The 15,306-nt window shown below is 63.6% G+C and carries 14 protein-coding genes, 1 tRNA gene and 1 pseudogene; 11 read left to right on the plus strand and 5 right to left on the minus strand.

The genetic code is table 11. The features are described 5' to 3' along the window. Positions 1-85 precede the first annotated feature (85 nt). From AC3WP6_RS13425 to AC3WP6_RS13435, 3 genes are all read left to right on the plus strand, one after another. Entirely contained in the window at positions 86-559 is a 474-nt protein-coding gene (locus AC3WP6_RS13425; protein WP_492628127.1) for a phasin family protein, read from the plus strand. Then, complete coding sequence (phbB, locus tag AC3WP6_RS13430) at positions 549-1,295, plus strand: acetoacetyl-CoA reductase (RefSeq protein WP_060715287.1); 747 nt, start codon at positions 549-551, stop codon at positions 1,293-1,295. The genes AC3WP6_RS13425 and phbB overlap by 11 nt, the downstream gene beginning before the upstream one ends. A gap of 192 nt (positions 1,296-1,487) precedes the next feature. Continuing rightward, positions 1,488-2,054 carry an acyloxyacyl hydrolase gene (locus AC3WP6_RS13435; protein WP_060715288.1) on the plus strand — a complete coding sequence of 189 codons (567 nt, stop codon included), beginning with the start codon at positions 1,488-1,490 and terminating at the stop codon, positions 2,052-2,054. Between the two features lie 131 nt (positions 2,055-2,185). Here AC3WP6_RS13435 and AC3WP6_RS13440 read toward each other — a convergent pair whose 3' ends face one another. Next, positions 2,186-2,545, minus strand: coding sequence for a MerR family transcriptional regulator (locus tag AC3WP6_RS13440; RefSeq protein WP_060715289.1), 360 nt, complete (start codon positions 2,543-2,545; stop codon positions 2,186-2,188). Between the two features lie 87 nt (positions 2,546-2,632). Between AC3WP6_RS13440 and AC3WP6_RS13445 the strand changes: the two genes are divergently transcribed. From AC3WP6_RS13445 to AC3WP6_RS13455, 3 genes and pseudogenes are all read left to right on the plus strand, one after another. After that, the gene (locus AC3WP6_RS13445; RefSeq protein ID WP_060715290.1) at positions 2,633-3,430 is read left to right on the plus strand and encodes an alpha/beta fold hydrolase; all 798 of its coding nucleotides are present in this window, start codon (positions 2,633-2,635) and stop codon (positions 3,428-3,430) included. Beyond that, positions 3,431-4,591 (plus strand): MFS transporter, encoded by a 1,161-nt coding sequence (locus tag AC3WP6_RS13450; RefSeq protein ID WP_060715291.1) that lies wholly within the window; start codon positions 3,431-3,433, stop codon positions 4,589-4,591. 28 nt (positions 4,592-4,619) lie between these two features. Continuing rightward, positions 4,620-4,721 (plus strand): annotated as a pseudogene (locus AC3WP6_RS13455) (LysR family transcriptional regulator); the annotation flags it as partial. Between the two features lie 363 nt (positions 4,722-5,084). Here AC3WP6_RS13455 and AC3WP6_RS13460 read toward each other — a convergent pair. The 3 genes from AC3WP6_RS13460 to AC3WP6_RS13470 all read right to left on the minus strand — a co-directional run bounded on the left by AC3WP6_RS13460 (position 5,085) and on the right by AC3WP6_RS13470 (position 8,039). Beyond that, a complete protein-coding gene (locus AC3WP6_RS13460; RefSeq protein ID WP_060715292.1) occupies positions 5,085-5,732 on the minus strand; it encodes an MAPEG family protein in 648 nt (215 codons plus the stop codon). 139 nt (positions 5,733-5,871) lie between these two features. Further along, positions 5,872-7,728: a tyrosine-type recombinase/integrase gene (locus AC3WP6_RS13465; protein ID WP_060715293.1), complete on the minus strand. Its 1,857-nt coding sequence runs from the start codon at positions 7,726-7,728 to the stop codon at positions 5,872-5,874. A 237-nt stretch (positions 7,729-7,965) separates the two neighbouring features. After that, positions 7,966-8,039 (minus strand) — tRNA-Gly (locus AC3WP6_RS13470). A gap of 190 nt (positions 8,040-8,229) precedes the next feature. Here AC3WP6_RS13470 and AC3WP6_RS13475 point away from each other — a divergent pair. The 3 genes from AC3WP6_RS13475 to AC3WP6_RS13485 all read left to right on the plus strand — a co-directional run bounded on the left by AC3WP6_RS13475 (position 8,230) and on the right by AC3WP6_RS13485 (position 13,470). Continuing rightward, positions 8,230-10,575, plus strand: a complete 2,346-nt coding sequence (locus AC3WP6_RS13475) for a DUF6600 domain-containing protein (RefSeq protein ID WP_492628128.1) — start codon at positions 8,230-8,232, stop codon at positions 10,573-10,575. 139 nt (positions 10,576-10,714) lie between these two features. Then, positions 10,715-11,419, plus strand: coding sequence for a tRNA (guanosine(46)-N7)-methyltransferase TrmB (gene trmB, locus AC3WP6_RS13480; RefSeq protein WP_492628129.1), 705 nt, complete (start codon positions 10,715-10,717; stop codon positions 11,417-11,419). A 233-nt stretch (positions 11,420-11,652) separates the two neighbouring features. Further along, complete coding sequence (locus AC3WP6_RS13485; RefSeq protein WP_492628708.1) at positions 11,653-13,470, plus strand: SLC13 family permease; 1,818 nt, start codon at positions 11,653-11,655, stop codon at positions 13,468-13,470. On the opposite strand, the gene AC3WP6_RS13490 is transcribed toward AC3WP6_RS13485, so the two are convergent. Continuing rightward, positions 13,451-13,825 (minus strand): Rieske (2Fe-2S) protein, encoded by a 375-nt coding sequence (locus AC3WP6_RS13490; protein WP_492628130.1) that lies wholly within the window; start codon positions 13,823-13,825, stop codon positions 13,451-13,453. The genes AC3WP6_RS13485 and AC3WP6_RS13490 overlap by 20 nt on opposite strands. Positions 13,826-13,901: 76 nt before the next feature. Between AC3WP6_RS13490 and AC3WP6_RS13495 the strand changes: the two genes are divergently transcribed. After that, on the plus strand, positions 13,902-14,162 hold the full coding sequence (locus AC3WP6_RS13495) for a hypothetical protein (protein ID WP_492628131.1): 261 nt from the start codon (positions 13,902-13,904) through the stop codon (positions 14,160-14,162). 177 nt (positions 14,163-14,339) lie between these two features. After that, positions 14,340-15,236 (plus strand): drug/metabolite exporter YedA, encoded by an 897-nt coding sequence (gene yedA / locus AC3WP6_RS13500; protein ID WP_492628132.1) that lies wholly within the window; start codon positions 14,340-14,342, stop codon positions 15,234-15,236. The last annotated feature ends 70 nt before the right edge of the window (positions 15,237-15,306 follow it).

The raw sequence follows: 15,306 nt of genomic DNA on the forward strand, positions 1-15,306 counted from the left end.
CGTCGTGGGCAGGCGTGCCTCGCATCAACTGCAAGATCTCCACGGCGCTTTCTGTCCGCGATACGTTTCCCATCAGGAGAATCCCATGAGCGAAGACCTTTCCCACCTGCCCTTCGAACTCTATCGGGCCAATGCGCAACTCTTCCAGAAACTTGGCGAATTGGCGCAGCAGGCCAGTCAACAATGGCACACCCAGCGCCAACGCGCGGTCGTCGCTGCGCTTGAGCAATTCGATGAGGATCTGAAGGACATCCTCAGTGCCAAGGACATGCCGGCGTATGTCGCTGCGCAGACGCGCATCGCGCGGACGCATTGGGAGAAATGCCAACGCGCGCTGCAGGCGGCGGTACAGCCCGGTGACAAAGCGCCTGCCGCACTGATCGCGGCACAGGCCGAAGCCTTCCAGGAATGGCAGCAGCACTTGGCTGGCATCGTCGTGAGCGCCAGCAAGGTCGCTCCTGTTTTCGGGACCTGGACGGACTATCCCAACCGGCTCCTGCAGATGTGGACAGGCGCACCCGCTGCGCCCGAGCCGAAGGGGAACCGCAATGCAAAATAGGCGGACCGCGCTCGTAACGGGCGGGCTCGGCGACTTGGGAACCGCCATCGCCAAAGCGATGGCGGCCGCGGGTCATACCGTATTGGTGACGTATTCGCCTAGCAACGGCCGCGTGCAGACGTGGCTTCAGACGCAAGCCTCGGCAGGCTACTCATTTAAGGCGTATCCGGTAGATGTCTCGCACTACGACTCCTGCCAACAATTGGCCACCTCAATCCGGGCCGAGCGAATCCACGTCGATATCGTGGTCAACAACGCTGGCATCGTGCAGGACGGCACCTTTCGCAAGCTGACCAAGGATAGCTGGGACGCGGTTCTATGCACCAACTTGGATTCCGTCTTCAATGTCACGAAGCAATTCATCGATGGCATGATCAATCGCGGCTGGGGCCGGGTCATCAACATTGCCTCGATCAACGCCTCGAAGGGGCAGTTCGGCCAGTGCAACTACGCTGCGGCCAAGGCAGGCATGCACGGCTTCACCAAATCGCTCGCTCTTGAGGTCGCTTCTAAAGGCGTGACGGTCAATACCGTTTCGCCGGGCTACCTCGATACGAAGATGCTTCATGGCATGCCGGCTGACGTGCTGGACACTCAGATCATTCCACGCATTCCCATCGGGCGACTAGGTCGCCCCGAAGAAATTGCGGCATTGGTTGCGTTCATCGCCAGCGAGGCAGCGGGTTTCATGACGGGCAGCAACGTGTCCATGAATGGCGGCCAGCACATGTACTGAAGTATCAGATGCGTCCGCTCTGGAGCTCACTGCCAACCCCTAAGAAGGGAAGAGTCCTGCCACACAGGGTGGCGAGGCAATTGGGGTAGCGGACGTCCTTTCAGCGACTATCGGATAGTGCTCTTACCCCGTGCAATATCTCCATCGGAGCGATCAGGGGTGTGGTTCGTTTTTCAACGTTCCAGGATACCCATGGAAAAAATAAAAGCTTGCTGGCAACGCAATGCGTTGCTGGTTGCGGCAGCCCTCGTTCTTGGGATGACATTCACTCGCGCGCGTGCCGGCGAATTCGGTCTGCGGTTGGCGGCCGGCGTTGCGGACCACGACGTGAAAAAGAGCGATCTAGCCATCGTCTGGGACCCCGGGCTGAAATGGGGGGAAATCGGAAACTATCATTTCACCGTCGTTGGGGAGGCTCATGCCGCTTACTGGGCCATCCGGGAAGACGGCGCTGTCCATGCGGGTATCTGGGAATTCGGATTCACACCCGTGTTCCGCTTCATCAGGGATTCGGGCTGGTTACGCCCGTATGTGGAAGCAGGTGTGGGTATCCGACTGCTATCTCATGTGCGGGAAACGCAGGACCGGACATTGTCATCGTCCTTTCAGTTTGCTGATATGGTCGGCGTCGGCGCGCAGTTCGGGGATCACCAACAATATCAGGCTGGTTTCCGCTTTCAGCATCTGTCGAATGCGGGCATCAAGCGCCCGAATCCTGGCATCAACTTCAGCGAGATTTACATGCAATATAACTTCTAACTTCTAACTTCTATGCGCCCTTGTACCAAGGGCAATGTAGGAGCATCACCGTAGCAAACCTTGGCGAGGCAGTGGCAGCAGTGCGCGATGCCACACACACTCGACGACTCGCCCACGGATTAGTCGCACTCTCAGTTGCCCGTTGGTGCTAATCCGTGCAGGTAGCTTTTAATGATCTTGCGACTTTCGCTCAGGTCGCGCAGTTTCTCGTCCAGTGTCTCGACTTCCCGGTGCAGAGCTGTCCGCACCTCGCGGCATGGCTCAAAGATCGGTTGATCGCCCAACATGCACGGCAATAGCACCCGGATGGTTTCAACCTTCAGACCCGCAGAACTCAACATACGAATACGCTGAGCGGTCTGAACCTCCGCTTCGCCGTAATTGCGATAACCCGATTCAGTGCGTGCCGGTTGAAGCAAGCCTTCCTGTTCGTAGTAGCGCAGCATCCGCCGGCTGACGCCAGCGCGACGCGCCAGTTCTCCAATCTTCATGGTGAACTCCGTATAGACCCCTTGACCTTAACAGCACTGTCAGAGTTTAGCCTTGAGCCGTCTATTACGAAAGCGAGGTTCACCATCATGGCAGTAGCTGAAATTAACCATGCAAAAGTCTCCTATCAGGTTGACGGACATGGGCCTGGGCTAGTGCTGGTACACGGCACCGGCGGAAATGGGGAAAGCAACTGGGGGCATCTGGTCGAACGGTTCGCGACGACCTGGACGGTGGTACGGCCCGACTATGCCGGTTCGGGAGCAACCGTGGACGACGGTCAGCCTCTATCCGTACCGATATTGGCCGCACAGGTGGTGGGGGCCGCACGGGCAGCCGGCGCGGTGCCATTCGATATGGTGGGTTTCTCGCTGGGAGCGAGCGTGGCCGCCTACGTCGCGGCCGAATATCCGGACGACTTGCGCGCGTTGGTGCTGTTGGCAGGTTTTGCATCAGGGGCCGACAGTCGTATGCAACTGGAGTTCGGGTTGTGGCGCGACCTGATCCACACTGATAGACGCGCGATGGCCCGGCTGGTCTTACTCACAGGCTTCAGTCCTGCTTTTTTGCAGGGACTCAGCGTGCAGCAAATCGAGGAGAACATCGACGACATCGTTATCGGCAACCAATGGGAAGGCATGGCGCGACAGGTGGCGCTCGACCTTTCTCTGGACGTAAGAGAGCAAGTCAAACGTATTAACAAGCCTACTTTGGTCATTGGTTGCACCCAAGACCACATGGTTCCCACGGCTCATGCCCGAGCACTGGCAGCAACAATTCCAGGCGCGCAATACGCGGAGCTGGAAAGCGGCCATCTGGCGCCGTTGGAGCGGCCTGACGAATTCGTGCAACTAGTTGCCGATTTCCTTCGCGCCGGGAAACAATAAATGCGTCGGCTTCTTCTCTTGATGCTAGCGGCATTTGTTGCACAGACCACCGAATACCTACCCATCGGTTTGCTGCCGCAGATCTCCAGTAGTCTGAAGGTGTTACCGGCACAAACAGGTTTGCTGGTGACAGGCTACGCATGGATCGCTGCGCTCACGGCCATGCCGTTTACCTTGGCAACCCAACGGCTACCACGACGTACCGTGTTTGTCGGATTGCTTGGCGTCATCGCGTTGGCGAATGCTTTGGCAGCTCTCGCCAACAGCTTCACCATGTTGGCGAGCTTGCGCGTGCTGACCGCTCTTACGCATGGTGTGTTCTGGTCGATGATCGCGCCCTATGCAGTGCGCCTTGTGCCGGAAATGCCTGCCAGCCGTGCTACGGCATGGGCGCTAAGTGGCATCTCGTTGGCACTTGTCGTCGGCGTGCCGTGTGCAACCATAATTGGCCATTGGTTGGGATGGCGAGTGGCGTTTGCCACGTATGCTGCCTTGGGTGGATTGACCGTGATGCTGTCTTTCAGATTGTTGCTGCCCGAGAGCAATCCCATACCGTTCTCGGCGAAGCAGGGTATGGCTGAAAAATCAATTGCACTTTACACGGTGGCGATCGTCACTCTATTGGTTGTTGCTTCGCACTTCACGGGATACACCTACATCGTACCGATTCTGACTGGAATTGGGCATATCCCAGAAGGACGACATGCGCTGTTCCTCTTGAGCTTTGGCGTGGCCGGTGCCATAGGAACGGGATTGGCTGGGCGGCTCACCATCAACCCAGGCTTGCTGTCGCTTATCGCGGCTGTGGGTGTCATTGCCAGCCAAGTGGCCATGTTGATAACGGGAAGTTCCGAACTAAGCGTCTTGATCGAAATGGCATCGTGGGGTGTATCCATCGCCATGCTAATCGTCGGCCTGCAAAGCTGGGTCATAGCGATCATGCCCGAGCGAGCGGAAGCTGCGTCATCCCTCTACGTGGCAGCCTTCAACCTGGGGATTGGTGGTGGTGCACTTGCGGGCGGGATTGCACTCGCTTGCGGGAGCATTGACACAGTACTAAAGACGGGCAGCCTGTTGGGAAGTGTCGCGTTGTTGGGTTTTGTAATCCTGCTGCGACGAACGAAATTTCATCGGACAAACCACGTTGGCGAAAAAGCATAGGAATCTTTATGGAGTGGCGTCATCTACGATGTTTTCGTGCTTTCGTGTTTTGGCCGACGAACTCCATTTCGCCCGTACAGCGGAGCGGCTGCACATCGTGCATTCACCCCTTTCACGGGCGATCAAGGAACTAGAAGAAGGCCTTAGAGTTCGGCTGTTCATCCGCAACTCGCGCAGCACACGCTTGTCATATACTGCGATCTTCACCAACTTGCAGCAGGCCCGCGAGAGGCTAAAGCGGTCGTCGGTGGCTACGACTAGACGGCCAACTGCGCATCGCTCCGTCCGACGGCATCATGCCGCCGCGCCTGAGCGCCTTCCGCGCGAAGTGCCGGGATCTTGGCATCAACTTCAGCGAGATTTACATGCAATAAAACTTCCAACGGATGCAATTTGGCATGGCTTAAGCCATGTCGGAAGTCTAAGCCGGTCATTATTGCGCAGGCGCCCGGTCGATAAAGAGCGTTCGACGAAGCGTTTAACGTCGTCCCGTTCAGTGATCGGAAGATCCTTTCGGCCGCGTACCCCAGAACAGCACAGCTTCGATCAAAAGAAATATGGCGACGGGAACGATAGCCCCTGCCGTGCCCGCGATCTCATCTCCGAACCGTGTCGCCACATAGAGCAGCACGATCATGCTGAGCGCCATTCCCGGCGCCCCAAGTCCGCGCAGCGCTGCACTGCGATGATAACCGAGCCAGAACGCGGCCCTTGCGACGATCCAAACCACCGTTGTCGCGACCACTGCACGCATCGCCGCACCGTCTACGCAATAGGCTGCCAGTCCGAATAGCGATGCTGCAAACACGATGATTTGCTCGACAGTGTTCTGTAGATACCTTTGATTGATGAGGAGTCTTCTTGTCTCGAAATGCACCAACGGATCGAACGCGGGCGAGGTCAATCGTTCGTGTGCTACGGCTTCGACACCTGTTACGAGGCAGAACAGTACGGCTAGACAAAAGCATTTGAGCGCCAACAGCATTCGGGCAGCGAGGCTGTCCATGCCCGGCAGAGGCGACATCCAGTAGTCGATGCAAAGCCACAGTCCCAAGGCGAGTAGCGAAGCAACCGCGATAGCGGCGATGCCGTTGGTGCGCTGCCGACGAAAATCTACTGAGTCTGAAATTGGGTCGCTCATGGATTTTCCTTGCATGTTGTAGGGAGGCGCGTCGCTGCAAGCTGTCCCTGTCCGATGGCAGAGGCTGTGCCAGCGCGAGATTGACAGAAAACGCAGCCCTCTGGAGCGGGATGCGGATATTCGATTCATCGAAGGCGGCTTAACCTACGTGCTGCGCAGGCCATTCACTTTGTCGCACGGTTGCACCGACGATTGTAACGAGGCGGTCGAAATTGTCGGTCGTCACGCTTTCGATGGCAGAACGGCCACGAAGCGCGCCGCGCGGTTGTGTGAGAGCGTTGTAGATCTGCCAAGGATCGGCGCCGCGGGTCATCTTCAGAATGGCCTGAACCAGAGCGTGCTTGATGGGGTGCAAGTGCCAGTCCGGGACTTTCATGCCGCGGTTGCCCACACTCAGCGCCAGCAGATTTCCCGCCTGGATCTCGTAGTTGATCCAACGCCGAGACTTGCCCGCCATCTTCGCAAACTCGACGACCGGCACGTTATGCGGCTCGTTGAAGCGGTCGAACAGTTCCGCCCGTTGGCGCTGAATGTCGGACAACACGGGCGGTTCGACGGACCGGGGCGGCGGCACCGCTGGTAGCCGTTGGGGCGCTACAGGAACGAGCGGCATCGCTTTGGTCCCCGGCTGAGCGACCAGCATCATGGGGGAAGCCCCGGGTGTAACGCGTATCGGGTCCACCGTAGCCAACGCATTTTGCGCCGGTGCTGGCAGGTCTTCGAGCCGAATCGTCAATGGCGTGCTGGCGACCTCGACCCGCTCCTGTTCAAAGAGATCAAGGCGGTCGGCCCAATCCTGCATCATCCGGCGACGTTGCTCGACGTACTCGGCGTGATTGTAGGTCGCGCTGGTCCTGTTGGGGTCGACATGGGAAAGCTGGGCATCCACCCACTTCAGCGGATAGCCGATCTCGTTGAGTGCGGTGGAGATCGTGCCTCGGATGCCATGGCCGGTCAGCAGGTCGCGGTAGCCCATGCGCTTGAGCGCGTTATTGAGTGTGTTTTCACTCATCTGATCTTTGATGTCCCAATCATGAGGAATCAAATAGCGCTGAGCGGGTTTGAACTGCTCCAGGAAGTAACGAACGACCTCCATGGCCTGGGCGGACAAGGGGACGATGTAGGGGGGAATATCCTGCGGCCGTTGGCGCTTCCGCCGCATGTCCAGTTGCAGTTGCTTGACGATCTCCGGCGGGATGATCCACAGCCCCTGATCCAGGTGGAACTGGTCGGGTGTCGCCAAGCGAAGCTCGCCCGTGCGCACGCCGGTCAGAAAGAGCAACCGGATACCGAGTTGGGTCCGCAGCCGACCATGATAGTTGCGCAAGCGCTGCAAGAACTTTGGCAGCTCGTGCATGCGCAAGAAGGGGTTGTGGTTGACGGGCGGTAGTGGCACCGCCACGACATCCAGGTCGGACGCGGGGTTGGATTCGAGGTCCGGCACCTTGATGAGTGCCCAACGATACAGTTGGTTGAGCCACGTCCTGACTTTTTCGGCCACCGACAGGGCGCCACGGCTCTCGATCTTCTCGATCACCTCCAGCAGGTCGTGTCGTTTGATCTCGTAGATCGAGCGCTTGCCCAATTTGGGCAAGACGTCCTTTTTGAAGATGCGAGGGATCAGCGCGCGGGACGTGTGCCGCCCTTCCTTGAGGCTAGGCGCGCGGTGTTTGAACCACCTCTCGTACACCGACTCGAAGGTGTTCTCGTCGGCAAACCGGATCGCGGCGCGCTTCTGCTTGCGATGTGCGCGCGGATTGACGCCCCGGGCCAGCAGAGCACGCGCTTCGTCGCGTAGCGCGCGCGCTTCGCGCAGCGTCACTTCGGGATACGTCCCCAAGGACATCCGTTTCTGCTTGCTCGCCCAGTAATAGCGGAAGTGCCAGGTCCTCCCGCCGGCGGCCGTCACGGCCAGGGAGAGACCATCGAAATCGCGGAGTGTGTAGTCCTTGCCGGTGGCCTTGGCTTGGCGCACGGCCATGTCGGAGAGAGGCATGTTCCAGCTCCTGAACATGAGTCAGGACTGGATGCTGATCGCGTCGACCGCGCCCCTCTACGAACAATACGGAAACCAGCGCACCCGTAAATATGGACTTGTTTATGGACTTAAAAGCCCTGGATGCGGGTGGATGTCGGTGGACGTCAACAGACCATCGAAGCGGGAAAACTTCCCATCAAATCAACAGCTTGCATACTTCAGTGGACGCCCACGGATTTCCGTGGATTCAAGATTTGGAGCGGGTGAAGGGAATCGAACCCTCGTCAGTAGCTTGGGAAGCTACAGCTCTGCCATTGAGCTACGCCCGCTGGGGCTTGCGGATGGTAACCGGGATGCGGCGCCGTGGGAATCGCCGCGCGCGGATGAACCGCAGTTGGCCGCACGCCGTCCGCCGGCTGAATCGCCACGCGGGTACGCGGTCGGCAACGCGGCGCAGCGCGCGCGCTTGCGCATAATCGGCACACCGCCACCCGCTTCGCGGGAACCCGGAGAGACCCGATGCGCCTACCGTCCCCTGCCTCCACCTTGCGCCGGCGTGCGCTGCCGTGGCTGGCGACGTTGCTGCTGCTGGCCGGCGCGACGCTGGCGCATGCGCAATCCACGGCAGATGCTGCACCGCCGGATCGCGTCGCGCGCCTGGCCTACATTTCTGGCGACCTCGGCCTGCTGCCGGCCGGCGGCCGCAACTGGGGCGACGCGGACATCAACCGCCCGCTGACCACCGGCGACAAGCTCTCCACCGCCAACGACTCGCGCGCCGAGCTGGAGCTGGGCGGCGGCACGCTGCGCATGGCTGGCAATACCGACTTCGGCATGTTGAACCTCAGCGACAGCATCGCCCAGGTCGAGCTCACCCGCGGCACGCTGAACCTCGCCGTGCGCCGGCTTGACCAGGGCCAGAGCTACGAGATCGACACCCCGACCCTGGCGCTGGTGGTGACCCAGCCGGGCAATTTCCGCATCGACGTGGACAGCGACGGCCACGGCACGCAGGTGACGGTGTTCGACGGACAGGCCACGGTGTACGGCGAAAACAACGCGCAGCGCGATGTGCTTGCCGGCCGGCACTACCAGTTCGACGACGCCTCGCTCGGCGCGCTGATGATCACCGAGATCCAGGGCGAGGATGCGTTCGACGCGTGGTGCGATGCGCGCAACCAGCGCTATGAGCGGTCACGCACGCGACGCTACGTGTCCGCCGACATGGTCGGTGCACAGGATCTCGACCAATACGGCGACTGGCAGACCACCGCCGAGTACGGCGCGGTGTGGTATCCGCGGGCGATGCCAGTGGGCTGGGCGCCGTACCGCTACGGCCACTGGGCGTGGATTGCGCCGTGGGGCTGGACCTGGGTGGATGCCTCGCCCTGGGGCTTCGCGCCCTACCACTACGGCCGCTGGGCGGTGATCGGCGGCGCCTGGGGCTGGGTGCCCGGCCCGATCTTCGTGCGCCCGGTGTATGCGCCCGCACTGGTCGCCTTCGTCGGCGGTGGCGGCTGGAGCGTCGGAATCGGCATCGGCGCCGCGCCGGTCGGCTGGTTCCCGCTCGGCCCGGGCGAGATCTACAACCCTTGGTACCACGTGGATCGTGGCTACTACCAGCGCGTGAACATCACCAACATCTACGTGCACAACACCTACAACCGCACGGTGGTCATCAACAACATCGACCGCCAGTACAACGATTACCGCAGCGGCCGGATGCCGCCCGACCGGCGCTACGCGAACCGCGGCAACGCGCACGGCTTCACCGCCATGCCCGGCAAGGATTTCGCCAGCGGGCAGCGCGTGGAGCGCGACCAGATGCGGATCGATCCACGCCAGCTCACTGCTGCACCGGTGCTGGCCCACGGCGTGACTGCGGTGCGCCCGACGCCGGCGAGCTTCACGCCAGCGCGCAACCCGCGGGCACGGCCGTTGCCCGTCGCGGACTTCCACCGCGACGTGGTTGCGCGCACGCCGCCGCCGGCTGCGCTCGCCGCCACCCGCGCGCCCTTTGCGCCGGCCGCGATCCGGCCGGCCGGCGCCCCCGCCGCGCGCCCGTTCACCAATGTGCGGGTGCTGAACCCGCGCGCCACGGGGCGGGAGGACGCAAACGCGATGGATGCCTCGGCGCGCCCCGGCCGCCCCATGCCGCCACCCGCCGCGGAAGCTGCCCGTCCCACCGCGCAGCCCCCCGTCGCGCCGGCTCGTGCGTCGCGCCTGCCGGGTGAAACCGCCGTGCCGCTGTCGCCCGGTGCGCTGCCGTCATCGCGCTTTGCCCACCCGGACGAGTTGCCGCGCGGCATGCGCATGCGGCGTGCGGATGCCGCCGCACCGGCACCGGCGCCGCAACGCGCCGGCAACCTGGAGCACCCGGCACCGGCCATGAACGACCGCGCCCCGGCACCGGCGCAGCTGCCGCAAGGGCCGCGCATCGAACGCGCGACGCCGGCGGAAAACAGCGCCGACGCGGCGCGCTACCCGTCGCCGCGTTACGACGCCCCGCGCCCACAGCACGAGTCGATGCAGGATCAACGCGCCTTCAGGACACCCCGCCAAACCGATCCGCAAGGAGAACCCAACTACCCGCGCCCGGAGTCGGTTGCGCCGCGCAACGCCGCGTCACGGTACGAGTCCCCGCGCTTCCAGGAGCCCCCGCAAAAGGCGGCACCGCGCAACGAAGCGCCACGCTTCCAACAACCGCGCCAAGAGGCCGCGCCGCGTTACGAGGCTCCGCGCTTCCAGCAGCCGCCGCAAAACGCGCCGCCGCGGGAGGCGCCGCATCCGGCGGCACAACCGCGGCGGCACGCCGAACCAGCGCCCCGCAAGGTCAATCCCAAGCAGGACGAACAGCAACGTTGAGCGCACCACGCAGCCGGCTCCGGAAGGCCGGTCGCGTGGCGCGACGGCGGGCGCCGGGAGGGTATCGCTACAATGCGCGCTCCCTTGGCGGGCCACCACGGCGCGCCATTGCCTCCGTTCCAGCGCCCCCTGTTCCCCGATGACCGACGATACCCTGCCCCCCGCCCACCCGCGCCACATCCGCAGTTTCGTGCTGCGCGAGGGGCGCATGACCCCCGCGCAGCAACGCGCCTTCGAGGATTACTGGACGCGCTACGGCATCGACTACACCGGCCGCGTGCAGGACTTCGCCGCGCACTTCGGTCGCCAGGCGCCGCTGGTGCTGGAGATCGGCTTCGGCAACGGCGAGGCGCTGGCGTGGGCGAGCGAGCACGACACCGCGCGCGATTTTCTCGGCGTCGAAGTGCACGGCCCCGGCGTCGGCCGCCTGATGAACACGCTGGCCGCACGCGATGCGCGCAACGTGCGCATCTACCGCCACGATGCGGTGGAAGTGCTGGAAAACGAGCTTGCCCCCGGCACCCTCAGCGAAGTGCGCATCTGGTTCCCCGACCCGTGGCACAAGGCACGCCACCACAAGCGGCGCATCATCCAGCCCGAATTCGTCGCGCTGCTCGCCACCCGCGTGGCGCCCGGCGGCCTGCTGCACCTCGCCACCGACTGGCAGCCCTACGCCGAGCACATGCTGGAAACCCTCGAGGCCGCCCCCGACTGGCGCAACGCCACCGGCCCCGGCCAGTACGCCGCCAAACCCGACTGGCGCATCGAAACCCGCTTCGAACGTCGCGGCCTTGCGCTCGGGCACGGGGTGCGGGATTTGCTGTATCGGCGCGTGGAGCCCTGACGGCTCCACGCGCCGGGAGTCGGGATACGGGATTGGGGATTTGCAAAAGCCCCGGCCTCACACGCCGCTTTCAATTCTGCTCTTGCGAATCCCCAATCCCGCATCCCCCCTTATACTGACCCGACCCTCACCCAGACAGGCGTCCGCGTGATTCGGCCACCGTCACCCGCCGCGCACGCCTGTCGCACGCCCGATCAGGACACGCGTTCGTGACGCTTTCGCTCACCCCCGAAATGATGCTGGTGCTCGGGTTGGTGGGCTTCACCATGCTGATGCTGGTGCTGGAGTGGATCCGCGCCGATCTCGTGGGGCTGTTGATCGTGGTGGTGATCGGCCTGACCGGCGTGATCCCCGCCGACAAGGTGTTCAACGGGTTTGCCGGCAACGCGGTGATCGCGATCATCGCGATCATGATCATGGGCGAAGGCCTGGATCGCGCCGGCGTGCTGGCCGCTGCCGCGCGGCTGGTGATGCACATGGCGAAAGGCGTGGAGTCGCGCCTGGGCGTGGTTATCAACCTCATGGCCAGCGTGTTCAGCGCCATCATTCCCAGCCAGGCGCTGGCGGCGTTGATGATCCCGATCACCAGCCGGCTCTCGGCGCGCACCGGGGTGCCGATCTCGCGCCTGTTGCTGCCGATGGCGTTCTGCATCCTCACCGGCACCAACACCACGCTGATCGCGAACTCGCCACTGATCGTGCTGAACGATTTGATCGTCAGCGCCAACGCCAACCTGCCGGCCGGCGCGCACACGATCCCCAAGTTCGGCCTGTTCAGCATCACCCCGGCGGGCCTGCTGCTGGCCGCGGTCGGCATCGCGTACTTCTATTTCTTCGGCAACCGGCTGCTGCCGGCGCGGGAGGATGCGCGGCTCAAGGTCACGCCGGGGCGCACCGAAAGCTACTTTGCCGACACCTACGGCATCGTCGGCGAAACCGCCGAGCTCACGGTGACCGCGGAAAGCCCGCTGGTGGGCATGAGCATCGGCGAGGCCGAGCAACTGCACGGCGCGCCATTGATCCTGGCGATCAAGAGCGGCAACGACGAGCGCATGGCGCCGCCGGCCGACTACGTGATCTGGGTCGGCTCGGTGCTGGGCGTGCTCGGTCCGCGCGAAGAGCTCGACCAGTTTGCCAACAACCAGCTGTGCCAGCTTTCCACCCGCATCCGCCAACTGGGCGAGCTGTTCAATTCGAGCCGCGCCGGCATTTCCGAAGTGGTGATTCCGCCGGTGTCGCGCTTCGTCAAGCACACCGTGGCCGGGCTGCACCTGCGCAAGCGCTTCGGCATCTCGGTACTGGCAGTGACCCACGGTGACAAGGTGGTGCGCGACGACGTGCGCGCCACCACGCTGCGCGCCGGCGACACCGTGGTGGTGCACAGCACCTGGCGCAACCTCGCGATGGCGGCGGAGGATCGCGATTTCGTGGTGGTGACCGACATCCCCAAGGAAACCCAGCGCCCCGGCAAGGTGTGGCAGGCGATCGGTTTTTTCGTGATGGCGAAATGCCTCGCGCTGTTCACCAATCTCGACCTTTCGGTGGCGATGATGTGCGGCGCGGTCGGCATGCTGCTGACCGGCGTGCTCAACATGGACGAGGCGTACAAGGGCATCAACTGGAAGACGATCTTTGTCACCGCCTGCCTGATTCCGCTGGGCTGGTCGATGGACGCCACCGGCACCGCGGCATGGCTTGCGCAATACGTGCTGCATTACCTGGGCGACGCCTCGCCGTGGGTGCTGCAAGGCACGCTTGCCGTGCTGACGCTGCTGTTCTCGCAGGTGATGTCGAACGTGGGCGCCACGGTGATGATGGTGCCGATCGCGATCAGCGTGGCGATCGCCACCGGCGGCAACCCGTCGGCCTACGCCATGATCGTGGCGGTGTCGTCCTCCAACACCTTCCTGCTGAGCTCGGGCCACCCGGCGCTGATGATGGTGACCGGCCCCGGCGGCTACCGCGGCACGGATTTCCTGCGCGTCGGCATTCCGCTCACGCTGCTGATGCTGGTGGTTACGCTGGTGTCGATCAACCTGCTGTTCCACTGACCAGCGCGGGCGCCGTCACCAGCCACACGTCGCCGTCCTCGACGCGCACCGGCAAGGCGCGCAACTGCTCGCCACGGCACGGGCCGCCCACGCACACGCCGTCGGCACAGTTGAAGCTCGCGCCGTGCACCGCACAGATGATGAGCTCGTTCTTGCGCAGGAATTGCCCCGGCGCGTAATCCAGCCGGCGCCCCGCGTGCGGGCACACGTTGAGCCACGCGGTCACCGCCTCGCCGCGGCGCTGCACGATCACGCTCTCGCCATCCACCGCGGCCACATCTTCGATCGCGGTGGTGCCGCCGTCGGGGATGGCGTCCAGCCGGCACAGCGGCACCTGGGTTGCGCGGGTATCCATTGGCACTTGTCTCAAAACCGGAATGACCCCATGGTATCGCTCCCAAGTGCTTGATTTTGCACAACAGGTTTTTAACATGATCCTCCAACTGCCGATATCTCGCCGTTCCCGCCACCCGCTGGTGCGCGCGCTGTCGCTGCTCCTGGGCCTCGCAATGGTGGGCCTGCTGCTGGTGTTCGGGCTGGTGGTGGCCGGCATCCTGACGGTGGGCGGCGCGGTGTTTCTGCTGTGGCGGCAATGGCGTTTGCGGCACCCGCGCGCCACGGTGCCGCCGCCGCACCAGTCCCCCGCCAACGTGCTCGAAGGCGAGTTCGTGGTACTCCACGAACGGCACTGAGGAACCCCTCGCCAAGCCAGTCAGGCTGAACCCGCCCGCCCCCCAGGCCTGCGGTGAACTCGCGGGTCGCGCTTCAGCCCGACTTGCCCCTTGCGCAACGGCCCGAGGCAACGCACGACCACGTGCCGTTACCCATCGCGCGCAGCGATAATGCGCGATTTCCTGCAACGATCCCGCATGTCCTTTCCCCTTTCCCGCACGACGCCCGGCGCGCCGCGTTACCTCGTCCCGTTGGCGCTGGCCACGCTCTACCTCGTCTGGGGTTCGACCTACCTCGGGATCCGGTTTGCGCTGGAAAGCTGGCCGCCGTTCCTGCTTGCGGCGATCCGGTTCGTGTTTGCCGGGGGCGTGCTCTACGCCTGGCTGCGCCTGCGCGGCGCAGCGGCGCCAACCCGGCTGCAATGGCGCAATGCCGCCATTACCGGCACCTTGCTGCCGGCCTTCGGCACCGGCTTCGTGTGTTATGCCGAGCAGTACGTGAGCTCGGGCGTCGCCGCGGTCGCTATCGCCAGCATGCCGCTGTTCATGGCCTTGTTCGAAGGCGTGTACGGCAACTGGCCGAACCGGCGCGAAACGCTCGGGCTGGTCGTCGGCTTTGCCGGCGTGATCGTGCTGAACCTCGGCGACACCCTCTCCGGCTCGCGCGTCGGCGCCCTGACGCTGCTGATCGCCGCCGCCGCGTGGGCGTTCGGCTCGGTGTGGAGCAAGCGCCGCGACATGCCGCGCGGGGCGATGAACGTCGCCGCGCAAATGCTGTGCGGCGGCGCGGTGCTGGTGGTGCTGGCGCTGGCCACCGGCGAACGCTGGCCGCAGGCGCCGACGCTCAGCGCCACGCTCGCGCTGGCCTACCTCGCGGTGTTCGGCTCGCTGGTCGCGTTCAGCGCCTACCTTTACGCATTGGCCCACGCGCGCCCGGTGCTGGCCACCAGCTATGCCTACGTCAACCCGCCGGTAGCGGTGCTGTTTGGCGTGGTGCTGGCCGGCGAGCATGCGGGCGCCTTCGAGCTGGCCGGCATGGCGATCATCCTGGTCGGCGTCGCCGCCATCACGCTGGGGCATCGCGGCGGGCACTGACCACTGCCCACGCCGCAGGCACCGACCATTGTCGGCTTGTCGCTCCCCCCGAATGGCGCCACGATGCGGC

It is taken from the genome of Rhodanobacter sp. FW106-HT46G03 (assembly GCF_058789895.1).